The organism is Protofrankia sp. Cas3 (assembly GCF_963555955.1).
Taxonomy (GTDB): domain Bacteria; phylum Actinomycetota; class Actinomycetes; order Frankiales; family Frankiaceae; genus Protofrankia.
Window position 1 is genome coordinate 1 of sequence record NZ_CAUVXP010000097.1, and the last position, 23,007, is coordinate 23,007.

The 23,007-nt window shown below is 67.5% G+C and carries 19 protein-coding genes and 3 pseudogenes; 11 read left to right on the top strand and 11 right to left on the bottom strand.

All coding sequences use genetic code 11. The features are described 5' to 3' along the window. Together U9983_RS17380 and U9983_RS17385 are read left to right on the top strand one after the other, a co-directional pair. Window positions 1–849, top strand: a pseudogene (locus U9983_RS17380) (hypothetical protein); the annotation flags it as partial. Between the two features lie 145 nt (window positions 850–994). Further along, the gene (locus U9983_RS17385) at window positions 995–1,681 is read left to right on the top strand and encodes a hypothetical protein (protein WP_322755045.1); all 687 of its coding nucleotides are present in this window, start codon (window positions 995–997) and stop codon (window positions 1,679–1,681) included. A 96-nt stretch (window positions 1,682–1,777) separates the two neighbouring features. Here the strand turns inward: U9983_RS17385 and U9983_RS27950 are convergent. Further along, window positions 1,778–2,632, bottom strand: a pseudogene (locus U9983_RS27950) (hypothetical protein); the annotation flags it as partial. Between the two features lie 621 nt (window positions 2,633–3,253). On the opposite strand from U9983_RS27950, the gene U9983_RS17395 reads away from it, so the two are divergent. Beyond that, entirely contained in the window at window positions 3,254–4,381 is a 1,128-nt protein-coding gene (locus U9983_RS17395; protein ID WP_322755047.1) for an NDMA-dependent alcohol dehydrogenase, read from the top strand. A gap of 68 nt (window positions 4,382–4,449) precedes the next feature. Here U9983_RS17395 and U9983_RS17400 read toward each other — a convergent pair whose 3' ends face one another. From U9983_RS17400 to U9983_RS17410, 3 genes are all read right to left on the bottom strand, one after another. Beyond that, window positions 4,450–6,768 carry an excinuclease ABC subunit UvrA gene (locus U9983_RS17400; RefSeq protein ID WP_322755048.1) on the bottom strand — a complete coding sequence of 773 codons (2,319 nt, stop codon included), beginning with the start codon at window positions 6,766–6,768 and terminating at the stop codon, window positions 4,450–4,452. A 103-nt stretch (window positions 6,769–6,871) separates the two neighbouring features. Beyond that, window positions 6,872–7,228: a VOC family protein gene (locus tag U9983_RS17405; RefSeq protein WP_322749815.1), complete on the bottom strand. Its 357-nt coding sequence runs from the start codon at window positions 7,226–7,228 to the stop codon at window positions 6,872–6,874. 134 nt (window positions 7,229–7,362) lie between these two features. After that, window positions 7,363–7,842 carry a helix-turn-helix domain-containing protein gene (locus U9983_RS17410; RefSeq protein WP_322755049.1) on the bottom strand — a complete coding sequence of 160 codons (480 nt, stop codon included), beginning with the start codon at window positions 7,840–7,842 and terminating at the stop codon, window positions 7,363–7,365. A gap of 54 nt (window positions 7,843–7,896) precedes the next feature. Between U9983_RS17410 and U9983_RS17415 the strand changes: the two genes are divergently transcribed. Beyond that, entirely contained in the window at window positions 7,897–9,312 is a 1,416-nt protein-coding gene (locus U9983_RS17415; protein ID WP_322749813.1) for an MFS transporter, read from the top strand. Between the two features lie 7 nt (window positions 9,313–9,319). Here U9983_RS17415 and U9983_RS17420 read toward each other — a convergent pair whose 3' ends face one another. Together U9983_RS17420 and U9983_RS17425 are read right to left on the bottom strand one after the other, a co-directional pair. Next, window positions 9,320–9,460 carry a hypothetical protein gene (locus tag U9983_RS17420; RefSeq protein WP_322755050.1) on the bottom strand — a complete coding sequence of 47 codons (141 nt, stop codon included), beginning with the start codon at window positions 9,458–9,460 and terminating at the stop codon, window positions 9,320–9,322. Between the two features lies 1 nt (window position 9,461). After that, on the bottom strand, window positions 9,462–9,887 hold the full coding sequence (locus U9983_RS17425) for a hypothetical protein (RefSeq protein WP_322755051.1): 426 nt from the start codon (window positions 9,885–9,887) through the stop codon (window positions 9,462–9,464). A 136-nt stretch (window positions 9,888–10,023) separates the two neighbouring features. Here U9983_RS17425 and U9983_RS17430 point away from each other — a divergent pair. The 4 genes and pseudogenes from U9983_RS17430 to U9983_RS17445 form a co-directional block, all read left to right on the top strand. After that, a pseudogene (locus U9983_RS17430) lies at window positions 10,024–10,461 on the top strand (NAD(P)-dependent oxidoreductase); the annotation flags it as partial. 319 nt (window positions 10,462–10,780) lie between these two features. Then, window positions 10,781–11,092, top strand: coding sequence for a VOC family protein (locus U9983_RS17435; protein WP_322755053.1), 312 nt, complete (start codon window positions 10,781–10,783; stop codon window positions 11,090–11,092). A 361-nt stretch (window positions 11,093–11,453) separates the two neighbouring features. After that, window positions 11,454–11,711 carry a type II toxin-antitoxin system prevent-host-death family antitoxin gene (locus tag U9983_RS17440; protein WP_322755054.1) on the top strand — a complete coding sequence of 86 codons (258 nt, stop codon included), beginning with the start codon at window positions 11,454–11,456 and terminating at the stop codon, window positions 11,709–11,711. Beyond that, window positions 11,696–12,094 carry a type II toxin-antitoxin system VapC family toxin gene (locus tag U9983_RS17445; RefSeq protein ID WP_322755055.1) on the top strand — a complete coding sequence of 133 codons (399 nt, stop codon included), beginning with the start codon at window positions 11,696–11,698 and terminating at the stop codon, window positions 12,092–12,094. Before U9983_RS17440 ends, U9983_RS17445 begins: the two co-directional genes overlap by 16 nt. A 687-nt stretch (window positions 12,095–12,781) precedes the next feature. Here U9983_RS17445 and U9983_RS17450 read toward each other — a convergent pair. The 4 genes from U9983_RS17450 to U9983_RS17465 all read right to left on the bottom strand — a co-directional run bounded on the left by U9983_RS17450 (window position 12,782) and on the right by U9983_RS17465 (window position 18,631). Continuing rightward, window positions 12,782–14,239: an ATP-binding protein gene (locus U9983_RS17450; protein WP_322755056.1), complete on the bottom strand. Its 1,458-nt coding sequence runs from the start codon at window positions 14,237–14,239 to the stop codon at window positions 12,782–12,784. A 221-nt stretch (window positions 14,240–14,460) separates the two neighbouring features. Next, entirely contained in the window at window positions 14,461–16,338 is a 1,878-nt protein-coding gene (locus U9983_RS17455) for a serine/threonine-protein kinase (RefSeq protein ID WP_322755057.1), read from the bottom strand. Between the two features lie 917 nt (window positions 16,339–17,255). Beyond that, complete coding sequence (locus U9983_RS17460; RefSeq protein ID WP_322755058.1) at window positions 17,256–17,981, bottom strand: SRPBCC domain-containing protein; 726 nt, start codon at window positions 17,979–17,981, stop codon at window positions 17,256–17,258. A gap of 2 nt (window positions 17,982–17,983) precedes the next feature. Continuing rightward, window positions 17,984–18,631, bottom strand: coding sequence for a winged helix-turn-helix domain-containing protein (locus U9983_RS17465; RefSeq protein ID WP_322755059.1), 648 nt, complete (start codon window positions 18,629–18,631; stop codon window positions 17,984–17,986). A 98-nt stretch (window positions 18,632–18,729) separates the two neighbouring features. Here U9983_RS17465 and U9983_RS17470 point away from each other — a divergent pair, with 98 nt between their 5' ends. Next, window positions 18,730–19,377 (top strand): TetR/AcrR family transcriptional regulator, encoded by a 648-nt coding sequence (locus U9983_RS17470; RefSeq protein ID WP_322755060.1) that lies wholly within the window; start codon window positions 18,730–18,732, stop codon window positions 19,375–19,377. Further along, on the top strand, window positions 19,374–20,981 hold the full coding sequence (locus tag U9983_RS17475; RefSeq protein ID WP_416211424.1) for an MDR family MFS transporter: 1,608 nt from the start codon (window positions 19,374–19,376) through the stop codon (window positions 20,979–20,981). Before U9983_RS17470 ends, U9983_RS17475 begins: the two co-directional genes overlap by 4 nt. Before the next feature lie 126 nt (window positions 20,982–21,107). Here the strand turns inward: U9983_RS17475 and U9983_RS17480 are convergent, their stop codons facing one another. Next, complete coding sequence (locus U9983_RS17480) at window positions 21,108–21,803, bottom strand: glycosyltransferase (protein WP_322755061.1); 696 nt, start codon at window positions 21,801–21,803, stop codon at window positions 21,108–21,110. 89 nt (window positions 21,804–21,892) lie between these two features. Here U9983_RS17480 and U9983_RS17485 point away from each other — a divergent pair. Next, on the top strand, window positions 21,893–23,007 hold a 1,115-nt coding region (locus U9983_RS17485), incomplete at its 3' end, for a hypothetical protein (protein ID WP_322755062.1).

Genomic DNA, 23,007 nt, shown 5'->3' on the forward strand with positions numbered 1-23,007 from the left:
GGCCCGGGTGGCGGGGCGCCGGCGCGTCCCGCCGGCGCGAACGTGCCCCCGTCCGCGCCCTATCCCGGGGGCCCCACCCCGCCGCCCGGCAGGGCCCCTGCGCCATCGCCGAGCCGCAAGTGGTGGCCGTTCGCCGCGGCCGCGGCCGCGGCCGCGGCCGTCGTCATCCTCGCGATCGTCGTGTCGCAGCTCCTCGGCGACGGCAGCCCCGGCCCCACCACCCCGGTCGCCCAGAATTCGAACAACACCATTCCCGAGACGACCGGCCCGGTGACACCCACTCCGACCGGTCGCAGAACAACCGAACCGACTCCCTCGGGAACAACCGAATCGACTCCCCCGGGAACAACCAGCCCGGCCACGCCGTCCCACGTACCGCAGCTCACCGGGACGACCAACCTCTCCTCCATCAAGCCAGTCAACAACGGTAACGTCTACGTGAGTACCGGGCCGGAGCAGATCGGGACAACCAGCTACCCGTTCAGCGTCCGTCTTGCCTGCCGGCCGGGCTACCGAGGTGGTTCCAATACCGACGTCACCTATAATGTCGCGGGGTATGCGTTCCTGGACGCGGTGATCGGTGTTCCCAATGACGCCACCAATGCGGCGGGTAACACCGCGGCCCTCACGTTCGTCAAGGACGGCTCGACCCAGCTTGGTTCACCGATCAACATCACTCTCGGGCGGCCGCAGCAGATTCACCTGGACCTGCAGGGCGCCCAGCAACTGGTCATCGAGTGCAACCCCACTGTCAACACCACCCACCAGGTGACCACCATGGATATCGCTATGGGTAACGCCACCTTCGGCCCTGGAACCTCAGTCGCGGGCAGCACGACGTCGTCCTGACGACTGACCTGGACGATGCGGGCCGGCAACCCACCGGCCCGCCTCACCCACCGACGGCGCGGTGCGCGGAAGGCTGGAAATGGACGCGCAGGTTCCTGCGGACCGGTGGGTCCTTGCTTATGAGTACGGACCGAGGCGTTGCCGGGTGCCGGTCGGGGGGCGACTGCAGGTCGGGCGGACGCTGACGGTCGGCCGGGAGGCGCGGCTGCCGCTCGGGGTCGAGATCCCGAACACGCGGGTCTCCCGTGAGGCGCTCGTCGTCACCGCGACCGAGTTCGGCTGGGACCTCGACGTCCGCAACCGCAACGGCGCGACCCTGCATGCATGGGGTCAACCGCCGCAGGCAATTGCCGGGCAGGTGCGGGTCACCTGGCCGCGCGCCGCCGTCCGGATCCTCACCCGCGACCTGCCGGCCGAGACGTACCACTGGGTGCTGCTGGAGGCCGACATGCTGCCGCCGCCCACGGCGGGCCCGCGCCTGTCCCGGGACACCACCACCGGCATGACGGCCAGCCCGCCTACGCCACCGCCGATGACGCCTTCGCAGGAGGAGGCCGTGCGGCTCGTCTTCGCGGACCTGCTGCACTGGCCGCCGTCGCTGCCGGCGAAACCGCTGCAGCTCAAGCAGGCCGCCCGCCTGCTGAGCATCAGCGAGCAGGGCGTGCGCGACCGGCTGGGCTGGGTCCACGACCGTGCGCTGCGGCTCGGCCTGCACCAGGAGGTCGGACTGACCGTGCCCGAGTACCTCTATTTCCTCGTCAGTGCCGGCTACCTCACCCCGCCGACCGCGCAGTCCTACCGGGTGCCTCGCCCCTGGCTGGACGAGCACTGATCTCTGCCACCCGGACGGATGCCCCACAGGTCGTGCGGCGACCGGGCGGACGGTGATTTCGGGACCTTCAACCAAGATCAAATATCTGCGCAGACTCTGCCGTTCAGCGCGCCTGCGCGCCGCACCGTCCAGAAGATCGGCCACGGTGCGGCGGGGCGGATCAGCGATGCTCGGGATGGTTTCGTCGCGGAATCGGCGCAGCATCTCCATCCGCACCGCCGCAGCGTGATTCTGGACGACGCACACAAGCAGCCGGTCCTTCTCGGCGGAGGACAGTTTCGCCACCCAGGCAGCGAGGTGTCCGGAATCGTCGGTGGTTTCGTCGAGTGGCGGGCTTGCTTCGACCGCGACCGCGAGCAGGTCGTCGTCGAGGCGGAGGAAGTCGGCCAGCTCGCGCTGCGGTGCAGTGAGCGTGCCCAGCCCAGGGGGTACAGGTGGTTCGAGTTCGTCGTCCTCGTCACCGTCGAAGGCGTGTTCGTCGCGTTCCCAGGTGCCATACCCAGCCAGCCACGCCAGGTACAACGCGCGATGGTCACCGGCGGCGAGCTCGTCCCGGACGCCGATGATGGCCAACAGCGATCCCTGCGGCTCGTAGTCCCAGGCGCCGGAGTCGTCGTCGCTCGTCAGGTCGAGGACGAGGTGCTCGCCCGCAATCCAGGCCGTGACCTGGTCGCCGACGCAGAAACGCTCGGCCACATCCAGATCGACCAGACTGCGTGGCAGACGGAGTGAGATGTGCCGTGTTCCCCAGTTGGCCAGATAGAGGTGGCCATCGTAATAGCGTTCCATCAGCCGGCTCGGATCGCCGCGGAAGTTGCCCCAGTGGTACTCATTGATGAAACTGGTAGCGGTGATCCGCGCGCGGGTGGACAGCGAGCGCACCTCGGCCTGCGCCCGCGCGTCAAGCGGCCGGTCGACCGCGAGGAACTCGTAGTACTGGTACTCGCTCAACGCCCATCCCACGTGTCGGCTCCGGTGAACCGCGTCGCACGGAAGCCTACGACGTCCCCCTTTGGATGAACAGGTGCCCGGTGAGCGCGTCGTCCTCGCCCAGTGCGACCCAGCCGCGCCCGCCGACCTGATCGCCTTCATCATCGCCGTCCCAGTCGCTCGACGCAGTCTCCCAGCCGAGTCCGAACAGCCGCGAGCCGGAAGCAACTGATCAGCTTTCGAGGGCGTGGCAGCGCGCAGCCAGTCCCCCACCTGTGCGCCGTGGTCCACGTGCGCCGCGCCGTCAGACAAGACAGCTCGAAGGATTCACCGCGATACTGCCCGACAGACCCAGAATCCACGCTGGGTAGCCGCGGTGAGCACACCATCACGGCTCTTTCTTTCCTGGATGGGGTGCGTAGATCGCGAGGCGGAGGAGGGAGGCACCGGAGGTGTTGGGTGTCGACTGACGACAACGTGGCGAGGTGCGTGCCCCGACCACGCGATGCCGCGTCCCCTGTCGCCGGGCGCTCTAAACGGCGCGCAGCGGGTGGGTTCGGCAGCGACACGGCTCGTGGGACCTGTCTCGGTGTCCAAAACCGGTGAAAGTAAACGAAACCAGGCAACCGGATAGGAGGAGATGTGCGGACGAAGGGCGCGCTCGTCTGGGGCCTGCACGAGGAGTGGCAGGTCGAGCAGATCGACGTGGGTGACCCGCGGGAGGGCGAGGTCACGGTGGAGCTGGCCGCCTCGGGGCTGTGCTTCTCCGATCGGCACATCGGGGACGGGGATTTTCCGGCGAAATTCTTCCCCATCCTCGGGGGGCATGAGGGTGCGGGGGTGGTGACAACGGTCGGTCCGGGCGTGCGCGGGCTGGCCGAAGGCGACCATGTGGTGCTCGGCTTCATCCCGTCCTGTGGGCAGTGCCCGCCGTGCTCGTCGGGCCGGCAGAACCTGTGCGACCTCGGCGCCGACCTGCTGACCGGGAAGTCGATCTCGGACGGGTCGTACCGGGTGCGCGCGCGCGGCAAGCCGGTGATCCCGACCTCCCTGCTCGGCACCTTCTCCCCGTACGTCACCGTGCACCAGGCATCCGCGATCAAGATCAGGAAGGACGTCCCGCTGGACAAGGCTGCGCTGGTCGGATGCGGGGTGACCACCGGGTGGGGCTCGGCGACCCACGTTGCCGGGGTGCGACCGGGCGAAACGGTGGTCGTCATCGGTGTCGGCGGTGTCGGCATCAACGCGGTGCAGGGTGCGGTCGCGGCCGGCGCGAAGTGGGTGATCGCCATCGACCCGGTGGCCTTCAAGCGGGAGCAGGCACAGCGGTTCGGTGCCACCCACACCTTCGCCTCGCTGGCCGAGGCGTTGGCGCCAGTGACCGACCTGACCTGGGGCCGCGGTGCGGAGAAGGCCGTCATCGCCATTGACCGGATGCGTGGCGAGTACATCGCTCCGGCGTTGGCTCTGGTCGGTAAGGGCGGCACCTGCGTGGTGGCCGGGATGGGTCCGGCAACCGACCTCGACGTCAAGCTCAGCCTGTTCGAGCTGACGTTGCTGCAGAAGACCCTCAAAGGTGCGATCTTCGGTGGCGCGAATCCCCGGGTGGAGATTCCCTGGCTGCTGGACATGTACCGCGAGGGAAAGCTCAAGCTGGACGAACTGGTCACGTCGACGTACAAACTCGAGGACATCAACTCCGGCTATGCCGACATGGCCGCCGGACGGAACCTACGCGGCGTGGTGCTCTACACCGACGCCGATCGCTGACGGCGTAGAAGCGTGCTCGGTCAAAACAGATGAGAGACCTCGTCTCACGGTGTCCGGGAGGGCCTCGGTCAGGTACCGGCGTAGGCCGCGAGGTGCTCGCCGGTGAGGGTGGAGCGGGCGGCGACGAGGTCGGCGGGTGTGCCCTCGAAGACGATCCGGCCGCCGTCGTGGCCGGCACCAGGGCCGAGGTCGATGATCCAGTCGGCGTGTGCCATGACCGCCTGGTGGTGCTCGATGACGATGACCGACGTGCCGGAGTCGACGAGCCGGTCGAGCAGGCCGAGCAGCTGCTCGACGTCGGCGAGGTGGAGGCCGGTGGTCGGCTCGTCGAGGACGTAGACGCCGCCCTTCCCGGCCATGTGGGTGGCCAGCTTGAGCCGCTGTCGCTCGCCGCCGGACAGCGTAGGGAGCGGCTGGCCGAGGCTGAGGTAGCCCAGCCCGACGTCGGCGAGCCGGTCGAGGATGGCGTGCGCGGCCGGCGTGCGCGCCTCGCCGGCGCCGAAGAACCCCTCGGCCTCGGTCACCGACATCGCGAGCACCTCGCTGATGTCGCGGCCACCGAGGTGGTGGACCAGCACTGATGCTCCGAACCGCTTCCCCTCGCACTCCTCGCAGGTGGTGGCGACGCCGGCCATCATCGCCAGGTCGGTGTAGATGACGCCGGCGCCGTTGCAGGTGGGGCAGGCGCCCTCGGAGTTGGCGCTGAACAGCGCCGGCTTCACGCCGTTGGCCTTCGCGAACGCCTTGCGGATCGGGTCGAGCAGTCCGGTGTACGTCGCCGGGTTGCTCCGTCGCGAGCCGCGGATCGTGCCCTGGTCGATCGACACCACCCCGTCCCGGCCCGAGACCGAGCCGTCGATCAGGGAGCTCTTTCCCGAACCGGCGACGCCGGTGACGACGACAAGCACCCCGAGCGGGATGTCGACGTCGACGTCGCGCAGGTTGTGCGCCGTCGCGCCGCGGATCGCAAGCCGGCCGGCGGGCGTCCGCACCGTCTCCTTGAGGGCGGCCCGGTCGTCGAGATGGCGGCCGGTGAGGGTGCCGCTGGCCCGCAGTCCCTCGACGGTGCCCTCGAAGCAGACGGTGCCGCCCGCCGTACCGGCGCCGGGGCCGAGGTCGACGACGTGGTCGGCGATCGCGATCGTCTCCGGCTTGTGCTCCACGACGAGCACCGTGTTGCCCTTGTCCCGCAGCCGCAGCAGCAGGTCGTTCATCCGCTGGATGTCATGGGGGTGCAGCCCGATCGTCGGCTCGTCGAAGACGTAGGTGACGTCGGTGAGCGAAGAGCCGAGGTGGCGGATCATCTTGACGCGCTGCGCCTCGCCGCCCGACAGCGTGCCCGACGACCGGTCGAGCGAGAGGTAGCCCAGCCCGATCTCCACGAACGAGTCGAGGGTCTGCGCCAGCGTCGTGAGCAGCGGCGCCACCGACGGCTCGTCGACGCCGCGGACCCAAACGGCCAGGTCGCTGATCTGCATCGCGCAGGCGTCGGCGATGTTGATGCCCCTGATCCGCGAGGCGCGGGCCGCCTCGTTGAGCCGGGTGCCGCCGCACTCGGGGCACGCGGTGAAGGTGACCGCCCGGTCCACGAACGCCCGGATGTGCGGCGCCATCGCCTCCCGGTCCTTGGCGAGGAACGACCTGCGGACCTTCGGGATCAGCCCCTCGTAGGTGAGGTTGACGCCGTTGACCTTCACCTTGGTCGGCTCGCGGTGGAGGAAGTCGTGCAGCTCCTTCTTGGTGTACTTACGGATCGGCTTGTCCGGGTCGAGGAAGCCCGACTCGATGAAGATCCCCACGGTCCACCAGCCGTCCACCTTGTAGCCGGGGATGGTGATCGCGCCCTCGGCGAGCGACTTGGAGTCGTCGAAGAGCTGGGTGAGGTCGATGTCGGTCACGCTGCCCATGCCCTCGCAGTGCGGGCAGGCGCCGGCCGCGGGCAGGTTGAAGCTGTAGTGGGACGACGGCCCGGCACTCGGCTCGCCGAGCCGGCTGAAGGCGATCCGCAGCATCGCGTTGGCGTCGGTGGCGGTGCCGACGGTGGAACGGGAGTTGGCGCCCATCCGCTCCTGGTCGACGATGATCGCGGTCGTCAGCCCTTCGAGTACGTCGACCTCGGGCCGCGCCAGCGTCGGCATGAAGCCCTGCACGAAGGCGCTGTAAGTCTCGTTGATCATCCGCTGCGACTCCGCGGCGATCGTGCCGAACACCAGAGAGCTCTTGCCCGAGCCGGAGACGCCGGTGAACACCGTCAGGCGGCGCTTCGGAATCTCGACGCTGACGTCCTTGAGGTTGTTCTCGCGCGCGCCCTGCACGCGGATCAGATCGTGGCTGTCGGGAACGTGCAGCGCAGGCGACTGCGTGTCCGTCCTCGTGGCCATGCTCATCGTGTCTCCATCTGTTGGAGCGACCGGCGCTGGGACGCGGCGTCGCGGGTGAGCCGATGTTCGGTGTCGCGACGACGATGAGGGCGGGAGCGGGTGTCGGCCCTCATCGGTCCTGAAGCAGCCCGAGGACATTGCCATCGGGGTCGGTGACGGTGGCCACCAAGCGGCCGCCACCGACGTCGTGCGCGGGCTCCTTCACGGTGGCACCCGCGGCGGTCACCTCGGCCAGCTTCGCCTCGATGTCCGGAACGTGCCAGTAGGCCACCGGTGAGGTCATGCCCTGCGGTCCACCGCCCGGCACCAGCCCGATGTGCTGGCCCGCGGCCTCGTAGCCGACGTAGTAGGACTCGTCGGTCTGCGGCGGTACGCCGAGCAGCGCGGTGTACACCGCCTTGGCCGTCGCCAGGTCGGAAACAGGATGCAGCACGGTCTTGATTCCCTGGGTGGAAGAGCCGGTCATGGTCGCTCCAGGAAGGTCGCGTGAATCGTGATGGCCATGACGGTCATGCTAGATGCGGCTCGGTGACCGACGCTTCTCCGAAACTGCTCACTTTCGGCCGGCTCTCCATGGCTTCCGCTATCTTCTTCACACCGTTACGAGCGCCCGGCAACAGGGATGCAGCCGTCCGGAGCCCCTGGCCCGGCGACGGCCTGCATACCTCGTGCCTCGAGCGGTTCGCCGCAGCTGGAGCAGGTCATGACCGCCGTCGAGATCTGCCCGCAGTTGGTGTGCCTCATGAGAACCGGCGGACCGTCCGGCGCGGCGTGCCTGTCGCCCCACTGCCGCATGCTTTCCAACACCGGCCACAGGTCACGGCCCTTCTCGGTGAGCCGGTAATCGTAGCGCGGCGGATGCTGGCTGTAAGGCTTCTTCGTGAGGATGCCGGACTCCACCAGCTTGTTCAGGCGCTGGTTGAGCACGTTGCGGGAGATCCCGAGCCGATCCTGGAACGCGTCGAAGCGGCTGACTCCGAAGAAGACGTCCCGCAGGATCAGCATCGACCACCACTCGCCGACGACCTCGAGGCACTGCGCGACCGAGCAGTGCATGTCGGCGAAGCTCTTGCGTTCCATGCCCCCATGCTAGCTAGTTGCATGATGGAACTCACTACCTCTAGAGTCAGTTCCATGACAGAACTCGCCACGGTTCGCGACCGTCCGACCGCGGCACCAAGGCAGGCAGCGCCGCGCCAGGTGCTGCTGATCGTGTGCGCCGGCGTCATCCTCGCCAGCCTCGACCTGTTCATCGTCAACGTCGCCCTGCCGCAGATCGCCCGCGATCTCGGCGCGTCCGACCTGGGCGGACTGTCCTGGGTGCTCAACGGGTACGCCATCGTCTACGCGTCGCTGCTGGTGTTCTTCGGGCGGCTCGCGGACCGCTACCGCCGTGACCACGGGTTCCTGCTCGGCATCGCCGTCTTCACCGCCGCGTCCGCCGCCTGCGCGGCATCGACGAGCGTCGAGATGTTGATCGGCTTCCGGCTGGTGCAGGCAGCCGGGGCTGCACTGCTGACCCCGACCTCGCTCGGGCTGGTGCTCGCCGCCTACGAACCGGCGCGCCGCCCCGGCGCGGTCCGCGCGTGGACCGCGGCCGGCGGGGTGGCCGCCGGCATCGGCCCGGTCGTCGGCGGCCTGCTGGTCGCCGCCAGTTGGCGGTGGGTGTTCCTGGTCAACGTCCCCGTCGGGATCGCCGCCCTGGTCGTCGGCTGGCGCCGGCTGCCCCACATCCACGGCCACCCCGTCGAGCGGCCTGATCCGCTCGGCGTGATCCTCATGACCGGTGGCGTGGCGCTGTTGACGTTCGGGCTGGTCAAAGGCAGCGACTGGGGCTGGACGTCGTCCTCGATCATCGCGTCGCTGACGGCCGCCGGGCTGCTGCTCGCCGCGTTCACAGCGCACTGCCTGCGCAGCCGCACGCCGCTCATCCGCCCGTCACTGTTCGCGTCCCGGTCCTTCACCGGCGCGTCGATCGTCGCCCTGTCCTTCTCCGCAGCGTTTGGCGCGATGTTGCTGTCGATCGTGCTGTGGGAGCAGGGCCACTGGGGATGGTCGGCCCTGCGCGTCGGCCTTGCCTTGGCCCCCGGACCGCTGATGGTTCCGCTGATCTCCTTCGGCCTCGCCGGCCGTCTGATCGCCCGCTACGGACCCGCAGCTGTGATCGCGGTCGGCGGCGTGGCCTTCGGGGCCGGCGTCGCCTGGTGGGCCCTCGCGATCGGGACCGAGCCGAACTACGCCTCGGGCCTGCTCGGCGGCATGATCCTCACTGGTGTCGGCGTCGGCCTGACCCTGCCGACGATGATGGCCACCGCCTCAGCCTCGCTGCCCCCGCCCGAATTCGCGACCGGGTCCGCAGTCATCAACATGCTCCGCCAGACCGGCCTTGCCCTGGGTGTCGCCATCGTGGTCGCCGTCCTCGGCGGCGCTAAAACCGGCGGCACGCAGCTGCACGCGTTCCGCACCGTCTGGTGGGCCACCGCCGGGATCTCCCTCGCCGGAACCGTGCCCGCCCTCGCCCTGCTCCGCCGGCCGGCGGCACAACGTTGAGATCGGCCTAACGGTCGGCGGTCAGCCCGCCGAGCGCGGCGCCGCCGACGAGAAAGATGTCGGCCTTGGCGCCGCGCCGGCCCAGTTCGTCGTTGAGCTCCTGGAACAGGCTGGTGATCGACTCGCGGCCGAGACCCGGACTGGCCATGTCACGCCCGCTGGAGTGCGCCGCTGGTGATGAACACGCCGCGTTTGCGGAATGACAGCGGGGACTCGACCAGCGCCCGGGGATGGAGGCCCTTGAGCGCGGTGACGAACCACCACGGCACCGCCTCGAGTGCCGGGTCGCGCACCCATGGGGGGGCCTGCCGGCCGTCGCGACGGGCGAGGTACTCCCCGAGCGCGGCGAGCGCCGCGTCCACTCGGCGGTCGCCGGACGGCCGTGGGCGGTCGGCCCACATCGCACTCGCTGCTTCAAGGCCCTGGTGGCGCAGCGCACTGGTGTAGTCGTCGAGCAGCTGGATAACGGCGTGCCGCCAGATGTCCTGCAGGCGGGACTCGGCCGCGACCATAGTGGCCGCTACGGCGGCGGCGGCGGCGTCGTCAACGGTCCGGAAGGCACGCAACGGGTCCACCTGCCCACAGTACGCTGCTGATCATGCCGTCTACCTGCCGGATCCGCTGGTGACGCGTCGCGATCGGGGCATTTCGGCCGGGTAGCAATCAGCAACAGCAGCCACGTCGGGCGTTCGCTCTCGGCCCACCGGACAGAACCGCCACCCGCTGCCGGCGGACGTCGAGCGGGAGCTCGGTCTCACTTTCCATCCGACCACGCAGGACATGGTGCCGGTCTGCGACGTCGTCACGATCAACACGGCTCGCGGCAAGATCTGCGACCGGGACGCGGTGGTACGCGCCCTGGAGAGCGGGCAGCTCGCCGGCTATGCGGGCGATGTGTGGTTCCCCCAGCCGCCCGCGAAGGACCATCCGTGGCGGGCGATGCCGCATCACGGGATGACGCCGCACGTCTCGGGTTCGTCGCTGTCCGCGCAGGCCCGCTACGCCGCCGGCACCAGGGAGATCCTGGAATGCTGGCTGGAGAACAGGCCGATCCGGGACGAGTACCTGATCGTTCAGGGTGGTGTGCTCGCCGGTACCGGCGCCCGTTCCTACACCGCGGGAAACGCGACCACCGGAGCACCGGGCTGACCCGCGGCCACTCCTCCTGACGGCGACCGTCGCCGGGTTGGCGGACTATCGGGTGTGCGCGCAGCGCCTCACTGAGTCGCCGCCAGCTCAAGCCCAAGCGGAACTGACCTCGGCCCAGCCACGACCCGGCCGTCCCGCCGCCTGCCAGACCTGAAACCATGGCCGGATTCTAGTTTCACTTATACTCTAACTGAAACCAAGGAGGCTGGGCGGCTACGAAGAAGCCTTCGCCTCACCGCACGAGGCCGCCCGCCGTACGTGCCCTCCTGGCCACACACTCGGCGCCGAACCCGCTTGGCCGTGGAGAAAGACTGTGGCCGTGAACAACCCGCAGCTCAGCCTACTCGTCCTTTACACCTCTGACGTCGCCGGCTGCCAAGCCTTTTATGAAAGCCTCGGTCTGGTGTTCACAGCCGAACGCCACGGGAACGGGCCGAAGCATGTTGCCGCCAGCCTCGCCGGCGGCAGCGTGCTTGAGATCTATCCCGCAGGCCGGAACGGATCCACCGGAACGCTGCGTCTCGGCTTCGTCCTCTCGACCCGCCACTTTCCGAAAACGAGTCTTCCCCCAGGCCAGCACCTGCTCCGCGATCCCGACGGTCGCGCTGTAAACGTCACCGTCTCCGGCTGACATGTTCGGCCTGTTGGTGGAAAACTCAGCGTGTCAGAGTAGCGCTGGCTGCTGGTCGAACTGTTCCCACCGAATTCGGTAACCATACTTGATGGTCTCGTCGCCACGCTGGCGGCGACTGCTCGGCAGATACCAGCTTGTACCTGGCTACATTTCAGTTGCCACGGAGATCGGGACGCCAAGAAGCAGCCCGATCGCGAGGTCGGGTAGGCGAACGGGCTCCGCCCAGCCCGACGAGTGGCGTGGTGGGTTGTCGGACACACCCTGCCAAGATCTTCCGGGCGGCCTGGTGCCACAGACTCCGCGTCGATCGACGCAAGCAGCGTGACGGTGTATCTGATTCTCAGATACGCTGATGGCCATGCGAACCATCACGGCTACAGAGGCATCCCGGAGGTTTTCGGACCTACTGGACGCGATCGAGGCCGGCGAGACCATCACCATCACACGGGGCAATCATCCAATCGCGGAGATCGGACCGGCGCGTCGAAGGACTGGCGCCGACCTTCGAGGTGCTCTCGTCGGCACCACACCGCCGGACGACACCTTCGAGCGCAGCATCGCGCAGGCGGTAGGTCACCTGGCTGCGGACGAGGGTGACCCGTGGGCCGCAGCTTGATCCTCGATACCAACATTCTGATCGCCTACGAACGAGGAGCTGTCGACAGGTCCGCACTGGACGACGACGATCTCGCGGTCGCAGCGGTCTCGATCGCTGAATACCGCGTTGGAATCGAGCTGGCCGACACCGCCGCCAGGGCCGCCGATCGTTCACGATCACTGTCCGCCATGACGTCCGTGCTGGACGTGCTGGACTACACAGAAAGCACGGCCGTCCATCACGCTCGTCTCATCGCGGCATCGCGCCGGATCGGACGGCACAGGGGCGCCCACGATCTGATTATCGCGGCGCACGCGGCCGAGACCGGACGGATCATCTTCAGCCGCGACGCCGAGGCACGCTTCGCCGATCTTCCAGGCGTCCTCGCGATGGAACCGTAGGCGTCCGTCGCGGTCTCCGGACAATCTCGCTCATCGGCGGTGCCGAGGCCTCCGCGTCAGGTCGCCGCCTCGTTGGGCGAGCGTCCGCCGATCTCCTTGGTGATCGTGGTGGTGACCGCGGTTAGTCGTCGACCATTCCGTGGGAGGTTGCGGTGCCGCTGCTCGACGACGAGCCCCGTTCGGTGGTTGCCGACCTGGTAGCAGGAGTGTCTCCGTACGACAGGCAGGAGGCCACCGACCAGGCGGAGATCCTTCAGTGGGTGGTCTCGGGTGCGCCCCTGTTTCGGGTCCGGCCGCCGGCAACCCCTCCTCGTCACCTCGCTGTGTACTTCGCGCTGCTGGACGAGGGTGTCGCCGCGGCTTCTGCCGTTCAGGGTTGTGGACTGTTTGCTGGCTGCGGTGCTGATCGTAGGTGGGGTCGATGGTGGCGAAGGCGAGGTTCACCACGACGAGGGCCGCCAAGGTCCACACAGATACCGTCCACACAGATACCGTCCACGCGGTGAGGACGACGGTCCACAGCACGCCGATGCCGGCGACTTCGGCGGGATGCATTGCGAACAGGGTCGCCGGCCGCGGGTCGGTGAAACGGGGCGGGTACGACACTTCATACTGGGGTAAGCGGAACAGGATGGATCATCAGGCCCGCCGGTAGGTGGAAACCGTCACCGGAACGACGGAAACGACCTACTCCTCCGGTTTGTACAGCTCGCCCAGACCTATGGTAAATACCTGGTCACTGCTGGTCGAGGCCCGCAGCTCCGGGTCGAAACCGGCGCCGCTGTAGCAGGCAAGCACCGTGTCCCGGGTGTCGAATCCCTTACCCGCCAGGAGTTCACGGGCCCGGCGCAGGCGTTCGACATGCCGGACGCCCATGACCTCACCCCACTTCACCTCCCCCAGGGACAGCACCCGACGCGGTTCACCCGGGTTCGCGGGCGCGAGCACGGCGACGTCGACTTCTATCTGGGTCCTGCGCGCCGGGTCCGCGACGACCCCGGCGCCGACCTCTGCCGGCAGCCCGCCGAAGATTTCGGGAGGTGCCGCGACCGCGAACTCGCGGCAGATCTGTTCGAAGTGCGGCCCGAGGACCTGGGCGGAGAACCGGGACCTGGCATCCTGCCAGACGGCCGCGGCGCGACCGCTCTCCAACAGCCCCCATCGGGGCCGCATGACCACCTGATAGAAGACGATCAGCGGTTCGGCGATCCGGTAGACCGAACGTCCTTGGCGGAACAGGTCGGCTTCCCTGCGGAGCAGCCCGCAGTCCTCCAGCACGTTGAGGTGATGGCCGATGTCCGCGGCCTTGCGACCGATGTAACCGGCGATTCCTCCCCGGGTTTTGTTGCCACCGGCCACCGCCGCGAGAACCGAATGATACAAAGCCGTATCCCGGACGTCGGCCTCCTCCTCGAGGAGGTAGCGGGCTTCCCGGAAAAGAGGGGTCGCCGGGTTGAGTACCGTCCGCAGCACCCAGTTGTCGAAGTCGGCCAGACTCTCCGGAGAGTCGTCGTTGACAAACCTGCGGTAGGCCGGCGTACCGCCGACGACGGCGTGGTGCCGGACGGCCAACGCGGGGTCGCCGATGTTCCAGAAACGAGCGGCCAACGGATAGTCGAACGGGCGTACCACCAGCTCAAGGCTGGCCCGCCCGCGAAGCGGAGCGCTGCCCGCCAGCATTCTTCCCATTACCGACACGGCCGAGCCGCACAGCAGTAGTGAGATGCTGGTCGCCCGCGCCACCGCCCGATCGATCTCCCGCTGGAGAATCGACGGGAATGCTGGCGACGCCGCGCTCAGATAGGGGAACTCGTCGATGACGACCGGTCCCGGCCTGCTACCAGCCACCGCGAACAGATAGGTGACCGCCTCGTCCCAGCTGATGAAGCGTGGCGGAACGGGCGCTTGCACGTACTCGGCCAGGGTTTCGGCAAAGAGGTGGAGCGATTCCGTCTCGGTCGCCTGGGTGGCTCCAAAGTACATTCCCCCTGTCTCGCGGGCCAGTGCCTCGATCAGGAAAGTCTTGCCCTGGCGACGGCGTCCACTGACCACGCCCAGCCGTGGTTGTCCCCGGTCGCGTGCGGCAAAGGCTGCCAGCTGTTGCCACTCGAAGTCACGATCGAAGATGCGGGCAGGCTTGATCATCAATGATCCCAAGAACGAGGAGTGTACTTCGTCGAAGCGTACTCCTCGTTCTTAAGCGCCGATGACGCCGACCAGCTGTCGCCACGTGGACCATGACAGTTGGTGGACGTCGTGGCCGAGGTCGATCTCCCGCCACGATGGCACCGGAACGGACGCGGCCTTGGCCTCGAACCCGCGCAGAGGACCACAATGCCGCCGCCACCTTCCCCGGGCCTCCATGCCTACGCGCCGCAGGCGTTTGCGGGAGCCCCTGTCTGACAGTAAGAGATGTCTGATTCGATGCTGGCCGTCATGACGTGGTTCACAATGCTGAAGGTGCCGATGTCCGGGGGCTGGGGGGCGCTGATAGCCAGGACGGTGACATCTCCGGAGTATGTTCCGGTAGTCGTACGTTCGTTACTGAAAGTAAAGAACGAGTGCCCGCCGGATATGATCTCATCACCAATGAATTGGTCGCAGGGGTAGCCGTACGGGTTTTGATCGCATCGGATGTAGGTACGGTAGTCCAGAAACCCTGTTGTCCCGAGGATAGCCATCGAACGGCCGTGCCCGGACCAGAATCCCTGGAGAGGAAGAAGATTATCGGGTACGAGCAGTGGCTGTTGTTCGGGGGTATATCCGGACGGGCAGGGTGAGTACTCGCCGAGGCCTGCGTCGTTGTTGTGGGTACCGGTGATACGTAAGCGACCGTCCAGCCGGTCCAAGATTATGCCCTGGTTCCAGAGAGTGCAAGCCTGACCGTCCGGGCCATCAGCGGTATCCTGCGTACTGACATATTGAACTGACACCGCGAAAGAGGTTTGAGCGGTGTTGCGCGCGGTGGGTGTCGCGAGAACGGCAGCGTCGAACAGACGGGTAGTGCGATAATCCCGGGCGATTTGGGCCTGGCTTGTCTTCGCTCGTCGGTCGGCGCCTTGGGAGTTGTAGACGGTCGCCCAGTCGTGTCGGTCGACAGCCTCCCAGTACTGGTGCAGGAAAGCGACAGGGTCCGCTGGACCAGACGCCGCGTGCGCAGCGGGCGGGGCTGCTGCCGCGCTGAGGGTTGCGAGAGCAGACGAGGCGGCGGGAGCCGTCGCGGTAGGCTGATCGCGCACCGCGATCAGCGGAACCTGCAGCATGATCGGCCCGTGACCCGCGACGGCAAAAACGACCCCCGCCACCATCGCTACGGCGGTCGCGCCAGCCACCCAGGGCCACCGCGAACGACGAGCGGTTCCACCGATGATCTCCGGTTCGCCCTCGGGTCGAAGCTCCACGGTGGGCTTCCATGCGGAGGTTAGAAGACGCGTGACCGCAGCGGCCGCTGCCGAACCCTGCGTCCGCACGAGGTTCTCGACAAGCTGTTGCGCACTGGGCCGAGCGTCGGGGACTTTGGCGAAGGCGCGAGTCAGTAGCGCAGCGAGTGGAATGTCGATGCCGGTGAGATCAGGCACGCTGTGGACGATGCGGTGCAAGACAGCCGGGGCCGGGCCGATACCGAACGGCAGACGCCCGGTTGCGGCGAACATGACGGTGCTCGCCCATGCGAAAACGTCGGCGCTCGGCCCGACATCCTCGGCAGAGGCTTGCTCGGGAGCCATGAAACCCGCACTGCCGACCAACAGACCGCTGTGAGTGATCGTCGTACTGTCGGCAGCCCGGGCGATCCCGAAATCCAGCACACGGGGACCGTCCGCGGCGAGGACGACATTCGCCGGCTTGAGATCCCGATGGACCACACCGGCGTCATGAATCGACGTGAGCGCCTCGGCCAGTCCGGCGGCGAACGCCCACAGGGCGCCATCGGTCAGCGGCCCATAGTGGGCGACGTGCTCCTGCAGAGTCGGTCCGGGAATATACACACTGGCAATCCAGGGCTCGTCGGCGTCCGGATCGGCGTCCAGCACCCGGCACGTCCGGAGGCCACCTACCCGGCGAGCCAACTCAACCTCTCGGCGAAATCGTGCTCGAAAGGCTGGATCATCCGCCAATTCAGGACGAATGATCTTCAACGCGGCCCGGTGCCCGTCCCGCTCCGCGAGAAAAACGACGCCCATCCCCCCGCCACCAAGCCGGTTCAGGACTCGCCATCCGCGATAGCTGGTTGTCGTGACCCCCACACCTACCATCGTGCATCCCCCCGAGTCCGTTGACAGGCAGATCATGTCAGCCTGCCGGCGAAGGATGTCCCGCGGCATATCCCGGCAGTGGTCGGCGGCAAGAACGGATGTCCAGGCGATACGAACCGGCGGCGCCTACTGGGCGGTATCCACCTCGGCTGGAACGGGTGCCTGTTCCGCGCGTGCTGCCCTCGCAGCCTTCCGCGCTGCCGTCGTCCTCGTCGCCTGACGGTGGCTTCCTCCACCATGGCGACGAGCTGCTCCCTACTTACCAGGTCCATCCGGTGACGATCTCGATCGACCACCGGCTACTCGGACGGCCAACTCCTGGTGCTTTATCACCAGGAGTTGGCCTCCACCAGTGCCAGGTCGGTCGCGCTGCTCGGGTCGCTCGCCGCGACGGACGAGACGGGGACGAGGCGACGGCCGCCGAGGCCGGCGTTGCACCAGAGTCGCGCACATCGTCGCGCACCTCGTCGGGCGGATAGTTCCCGCGCAACACGCTTCTACCAGTGCCACGAAGCCGCATAACCATCCAAAACCCCACCTGTGAACAGAACCGGGGCAGCTTCATGTCTCGTACTTTGGACTGATTACGAACGGCATCGGCTCCCGTACCGTGATTGGGTGCGCACCCTTCTTCGTTCTGTGTAGGACGAGCCTCGTCCCCCGCCCGCCGTTGCGAGTATGGCGGGACTAGGCGCTCGTAGGGGCGCTCGTAGTGCTCGAAGGAGTTCTGCGACCGAATCGTCCATGGCGGACCGCTTGGTTCATCGTCGCTGTCGGGCTGGTACCCACGTTGTTGTGGCGCTGAACCAGACCGCTGTCGACGTCGTCGCGATCGAGCACCGGGCGGACGTCTACCGACACCGTGGGTAAAAGCAGTAGAAGCAACAGCGGCGTCCACCCCGGTCGGGTCAGGCGTAGACCTCCTCGAGCCATGACCGCAGCGCCTTCTCCGTGCCTTGCTGGTCCGCGTCGGGCGCGAACATGTGGACGGCCACGGCGACCGGCGCCCCGAAGACGCGGTACATCGCGTCGTCGGTGCGCAGGCCGAGGAAGTGCGGGGTCAGGTAGTCGACGCCGGCGTCCAGCGGGGCGAGGCCGGGCACCGTGACGCGGACCTGGTCGCCCTGCTCGGCGTCGGCGAGCCCGAGGGCCCGGCGCAACGCATCGAACCCGTCCGGAGTGATCGAGGAGGCCGGTGCGTCAACCGCCACGTAGCTCGCCGGGCGGCCGCTGAAGTAGCGCAGGTACTGGCCGAGCGTGTGCAGATAGAAGTCGGTGTGCTTGGCGGCACCGTCGTACTGGCTGTCCCAGTCGTCAACGAACACCCCGCTGTGCACGTACCGGACCCAGGTCGTCCCGCCGTCCCGGGTCTCCACGAGGTGCTCGAGCTGGTTGAACCAGCCATCCGGGCCAACGGAGCGAACGATGAGGTGATGCGGTGGCTCCCAGGCCAGCACCGTGCCGCCGAACGGGGCGGCCCCGCCGACCCGCGGCTCCGGGGCCTCCATCGGCCACAGCCAGCAGGCGTTGCCGGTGGTGACCGCGTCCCAGTACTCCTCGGGCGTGGTCGGGTGCACCGTCTCGCGCTCGATCGCGAATTCCCGCTTGGACTGGTTCGGCGACTCGTTCGACATGGTCAGCTCTCCTCGGTCGGACCGGGCCCGACTGGGCTCGGGTTGGCGTTCGGGTCGGGATGCACGTTCGGGTCGGGATGCAGGTGCAGGTGCGGGTCGGGATGCAGGTACGGGATCTTCAGACTGGGATGCAGGGCGACTACCAGTCGGTGTTTGCGCCCGCCCGGCGCCTTCTCGTCGTGGTGCTTGGCGACCAGCGCGGTGACCGCCTCGGACAGTTCCGCCGCGAAGGCGGCCCGGTCCGCGGCGGTCGCGAAGCGGACCTCGCTGTCGACGGCGAACGTCGCCAGCTGTTTGCGGGCCGCCGTGGCGCCGGCAAGGAGCTCGCCCACCTCCTTGATCAGACGGGCGGCGAGGGCGAGCATCCACCGGGCCGAGGTCTCGTCCCGGGCGCGGTCAGGGTCCGGGGCGACGTCGGCCAATGCCGCCGGGGAGATGACGTAGGAGCTCGCGGTGGCCTGCAGCACCCGTTCGGTGCAGTTGCCCTTGCGTCGTTCCTCGACCAGCTCGATGAAGCCGTGCTGTTCCAGCGTGCGCAGGTGATAGTTGACCTTCTGCCTGGTCAGGCCTGTTTGCGCGGCCAGTGTGGTGGCCGAGCCGGGCTCGGCCAAGGCGGCCAGTAGCCGGGCGCGCACCGGGTCGTCCAGCACAGTGTGGCTTGTATCACGAAGTGCAGAGTTGCTGGACGAGAATAAATGCGTTTGGTGCAAAGTTGTTGTGTGCGAACCCAACTGAGGAGGTCGCGCCCATGGCAACCGCACCACCCGAATTAGGACTTCGTGAGCGCAAGAAGCTCAAGACCCGGCGGATGCTGCGAGACGCGGCCCTCCACCTGGCCGACGAGCGGGGCTACGACGCCGTGACGGTCGACGACATCGCCGAAGCGGCGGAGGTGTCGACCCGGACGTTCTTCAACTACTTCACCTCCAAAGAAGACGCCATCGCCGGCATCGACCGAGAGGAGATCGAGGAGGTCGTCTCCGCCCTGGCCAACCGGCCGGCCGAGGAGTCACCGGTCGCGGCGCTGCGAGCGGTCATGATCGCCCGGTCGATCGACACAGCCCTGCATCGTGACCAGTTACAGGCGAAGATTCGCCTCATCCGTGCGAACCCCGCGCTTGTCGGGGCGTTCCACGCCAGCTGGAGCCGCTACGAGGCCGCCTTGGTCGACGTCATGGCCCAACGCTGCGGGCTCGACCCGGACGTGGACGCCTACCCGTCGGTCGTCGTCTCGGTGGCGTTGGCCGTCGCCCGAACGATGAGCCTGCGATGGCGGGACCGCCCCGGCGACAGTTCGCTACCTGACCTGGTCGCCGCGGCATTCGACAACCTGGCCGCCGGGCTCGCGCCTCCCGCCGCGGGTGAGTCCCCATCGAGAAGGGCCTTTCCGTCATGACCTCGATCCAACTGAAGTCACCAGTCGGCGCCGGCGAGGCGCCTGCTGCCGCCAGGGTGCCCAGCGGCGGGATGTCTGGTGAGGGGGTGCGCAGTCGGGGCCAGCTGTGGATGGTGCTCGGTGCCCTGATGCTCGGCATGCTGCTCGCCACGCTGGACCAGACGATCGTCTCTACGGCGCTGCCCACGATCGTCGGCGATCTCGGCGGCGCGACCCACCTGTCCTGGATCGTCACCGCCTACCTGCTGGCCTCGACCGTGTCGACCCCGATCTGGGGCAAGCTCGGCGACCTGTACGGCCGGAAGAAGCTGTTCGAGGCGGCGATCGTGATCTTCCTCGTCGCCTCCGCGGTGGCCGGGATCAGCCAGTCCGTGGGCGAACTCATCGGCTTCCGTGCGCTGCAGGGCATTGGTGGCGGCGGGCTCATCGTCGGAGCGATAACGATCATCGGCGATGTGGTGCCCCCCCGGGAACGGGGTCGGTACCAGGGACTGTTCGGCGCCGCCTTCGGCGTGTCGAGCGTCATCGGGCCGCTGCTCGGCGGCCTGTTCGTCGACCACCTGAGCTGGCGGTGGGTGTTCTACGTCAACCTCCCGGTCGGCGCCGCTGCCCTGATCGTGACAACCGTCGCCATGCCGGCGGCCCGGAACCGGGTCAAGCAGGTGATCGACTACCTGGGCATTCTCGTGTTGGCCGCCGCCACGACGTCGTTCGTGCTGTTCACCAGCCTGGGTGGAACGACCTGGTCGTGGTCGTCGCCGCAAATCATCGGACTGGCCGTGACGGGCATTGTACTGACGGTTCTGTTCGTCCTCGTGGAACGCCGCGCCGTCGAACCGATCCTGCCGCCGGCACTGTTCGGTAACCAGGTGTTCTCCGCCGCGAGCGCGATAGGTTTCGCGGTCGGTTTCGTGATGTTCGGTGCCATCACCTTCCTGCCGCTGTACATGCAGGTAGTCAAAGGCGTCGAACCGACACAGTCCGGCTTGGCGCTGTTGCCCGTGATGGGTGGCCTGTTGGTGACCTCGATCACCGTCGGTCGGCTGGTCAGCCGCTGGGGCAGGTACAAGGTGTTCCCGGTGGTCGGGACCGCGCTGATCTCGATCGGGCTGTTCGCGCTGTCGTTCCTCAGCCCGGGCACCTCCACGCTGCAGCAGTCGGTGTCGATGGCCGTGCTGGGAATCGGTATCGGCGCTGTCCTGCAGGTGCTCGTCATCTCGGTCCAGAACTCCGTCAACCATTCTGACCTCGGCGTCGCCACGTCCGGAGTGACCTTCTTCCGCTCGATCGGCGGATCGTTCGGTGTGGCCGTGTTCGGTGCTATCTTCGCGAACGTGCTGACCGGCAAGCTGACGGCGCAGCGCTCGGGTGGCTCGCTGTCCGGCGGGCTCGGCGAGGCGCAGGCCAACCCGCGCGCCGTGGTGCAGTTGCCCCCAGCCCTGCACAACCTGGTCACGCACATCTACTCGGACTCGATCCACGTCGTGTTCCTGGTCGCCGTGCCGATCGCCCTGGTGGCCTTCGCGCTGAGCTGGTTGCTGCCTGAGATCAGGCTGCGGCACACCACCATCGAGGCGGCCGACATACCCGCCCAAAAGAAGTGAGAAAAACGTTTGGGTTCGCGCTTCCAGAAACGGGAAGAATCAACAAACACGCCGTTCTGTATCTTCAACCTCGCCACCGTCGACGTCACGCCACGGGGACGCCGCTGCGAGGAGAGCGGCTCGTTGTCAAATCAGGGAATACTGCGCCCCCCCCCCGGAGAAATCGGACTTCTCCAGGGAACGTTGCGTGCCATGCCTGCGGTAACGCAGCGTCGGGGTGTCGATGAGTACGCCGGCTGCCAAGGCCGAGCCCGCCATCAGTGTGGCGGTGTCTTCGACGCCACGCAGCGCGGACCATCCACCGAGGGCGAGCAGCAGGCTTCGATGCCACATCACGCCGGCGGGATGCACGGGCAGTCGATATGCCTCGGATGGAGTGGTCGTCCACGCCGCCGGCAGCGCCCCGCGCTGCAGCACTCCGGTCGACAGCGGCAGGGAATGCGAGCGCAGGGTGCCGTCCGGGAACAGGTCCCGTGCATGACCGACGGCGAAACCCGCCCACGGATGCGCCCCGAGCGCGTCGGTGAGCGTCGCAAGCGCATGGTCTTCCAGTTCATCGTCGGCGTCGAGATTCTGAACCAGCGAGGCGGTGCACACGCCGAGCGCGATGTTGCGCGCGACCGCTGGGCCCTCGCCCGTACCGTGAGCCGCGGTCCGTACCCGGTCATCGGCAGCGGCCCCGCAGGCCACCAACGCATCGAGGACGTCGCCCGGAGGGCCGTCCACCTGCACCCGCCAGGTCCAGTCCCGGTGGCTCTGGCTACGCAGCGACGCCCACGCAGCGGGGATATAGCAGGCATAGGCGGCATGCGCCGCTGTCACCACATCCACCTGCATGTTCACAGTATGCACCGAAAGAATGCCATCTGTGTGATAAATACCTGTCCCAAGGGGGCAAACCGAGGGGACGCATGGACATCACTTCGATCGTCGCGCAGCTGGGTCAGGCGCCGACGGCTGACTCGCGGGAGCTGGACCGCAGATGCGAGTCGGTGGCTTCCGCCCTGTTCGACGCAGGCGTGGAACCGCCCTTCGACGTTGCGTCCGCGGACTTCGTAACGGACCCGTGGCTGATCTGCGCGGACAGGTACTGGCGTCGCCGTTTCCTTCAGGAACCGACCGTGGGGGTCGCGGCCCAGTGCGCCCGGTGGCTCGGTGAACACGCCGCCGGCCCGCACCGTGGCGACATCACCGAGAAATGGTCACTCGGGTATGCCTTCATCACCAAGGAGACCGTCGAGTCGCGCGAGGACCTGACCCTTGCCAGCGGTCGGATCATCGAGCGCTTTCAAGGGTCCAGCGACATCTGCTGTTTCGCGACTCTTTACCATGCCGGCAAGCTCCGGGCGAACTTCTGGTTCGATGAGCTGTACCAGTTCCTGGACGCATCACTTCTCGCGGTCGCCGCCGACCGGCACCGCCGTGACCCGCTCTTCATCGGACTGCGCGCGTTCGCCGCTTTCGGCAGCCGGACGATCACCACCGAATATGCAACCGAACTCCTCGATCAAGCATGGACGGCATCCCCGAGGTCGCGACACGTCGTCGATGTCTGCTTGAACGCCCTGTGGGCGGCATCACCATTCGACGACCAGGGAGAACAGCTGCGCCAGCATGCGGCCGAGGCGGTCGCCGAGTATCCCGACGACCACATCTTCCACTTCCGGCTCGCGACCGGGCAACGCATGTGCGGACGCTACGACGAGGCACTCAGGAGCATCGACTCCGCGCTCCGGCTGCTACCCGCGATCGGCAGCCGCGTGAGCCACAAACTGTTACAGGAACAGTATCTGCACGAACGCGAAATGATCAAAGAAGGTCGTCAGCGAGCCAACTGGGCCAACGAGCAGCAGGACCGGTGGCGCCAGCAGGAAGACGCGAACCAGGATCTCCGCCACACGCTGGCGACCTCCGCCGTCAGCGCGATAGAACTCGTCACGATCTTCACCGCGGCCATCGCGTTCACCGTCGGCTCACTCCAGATAACCCTCAGTGGTTCATTGACGCTTCACGACCGCATCTGGCT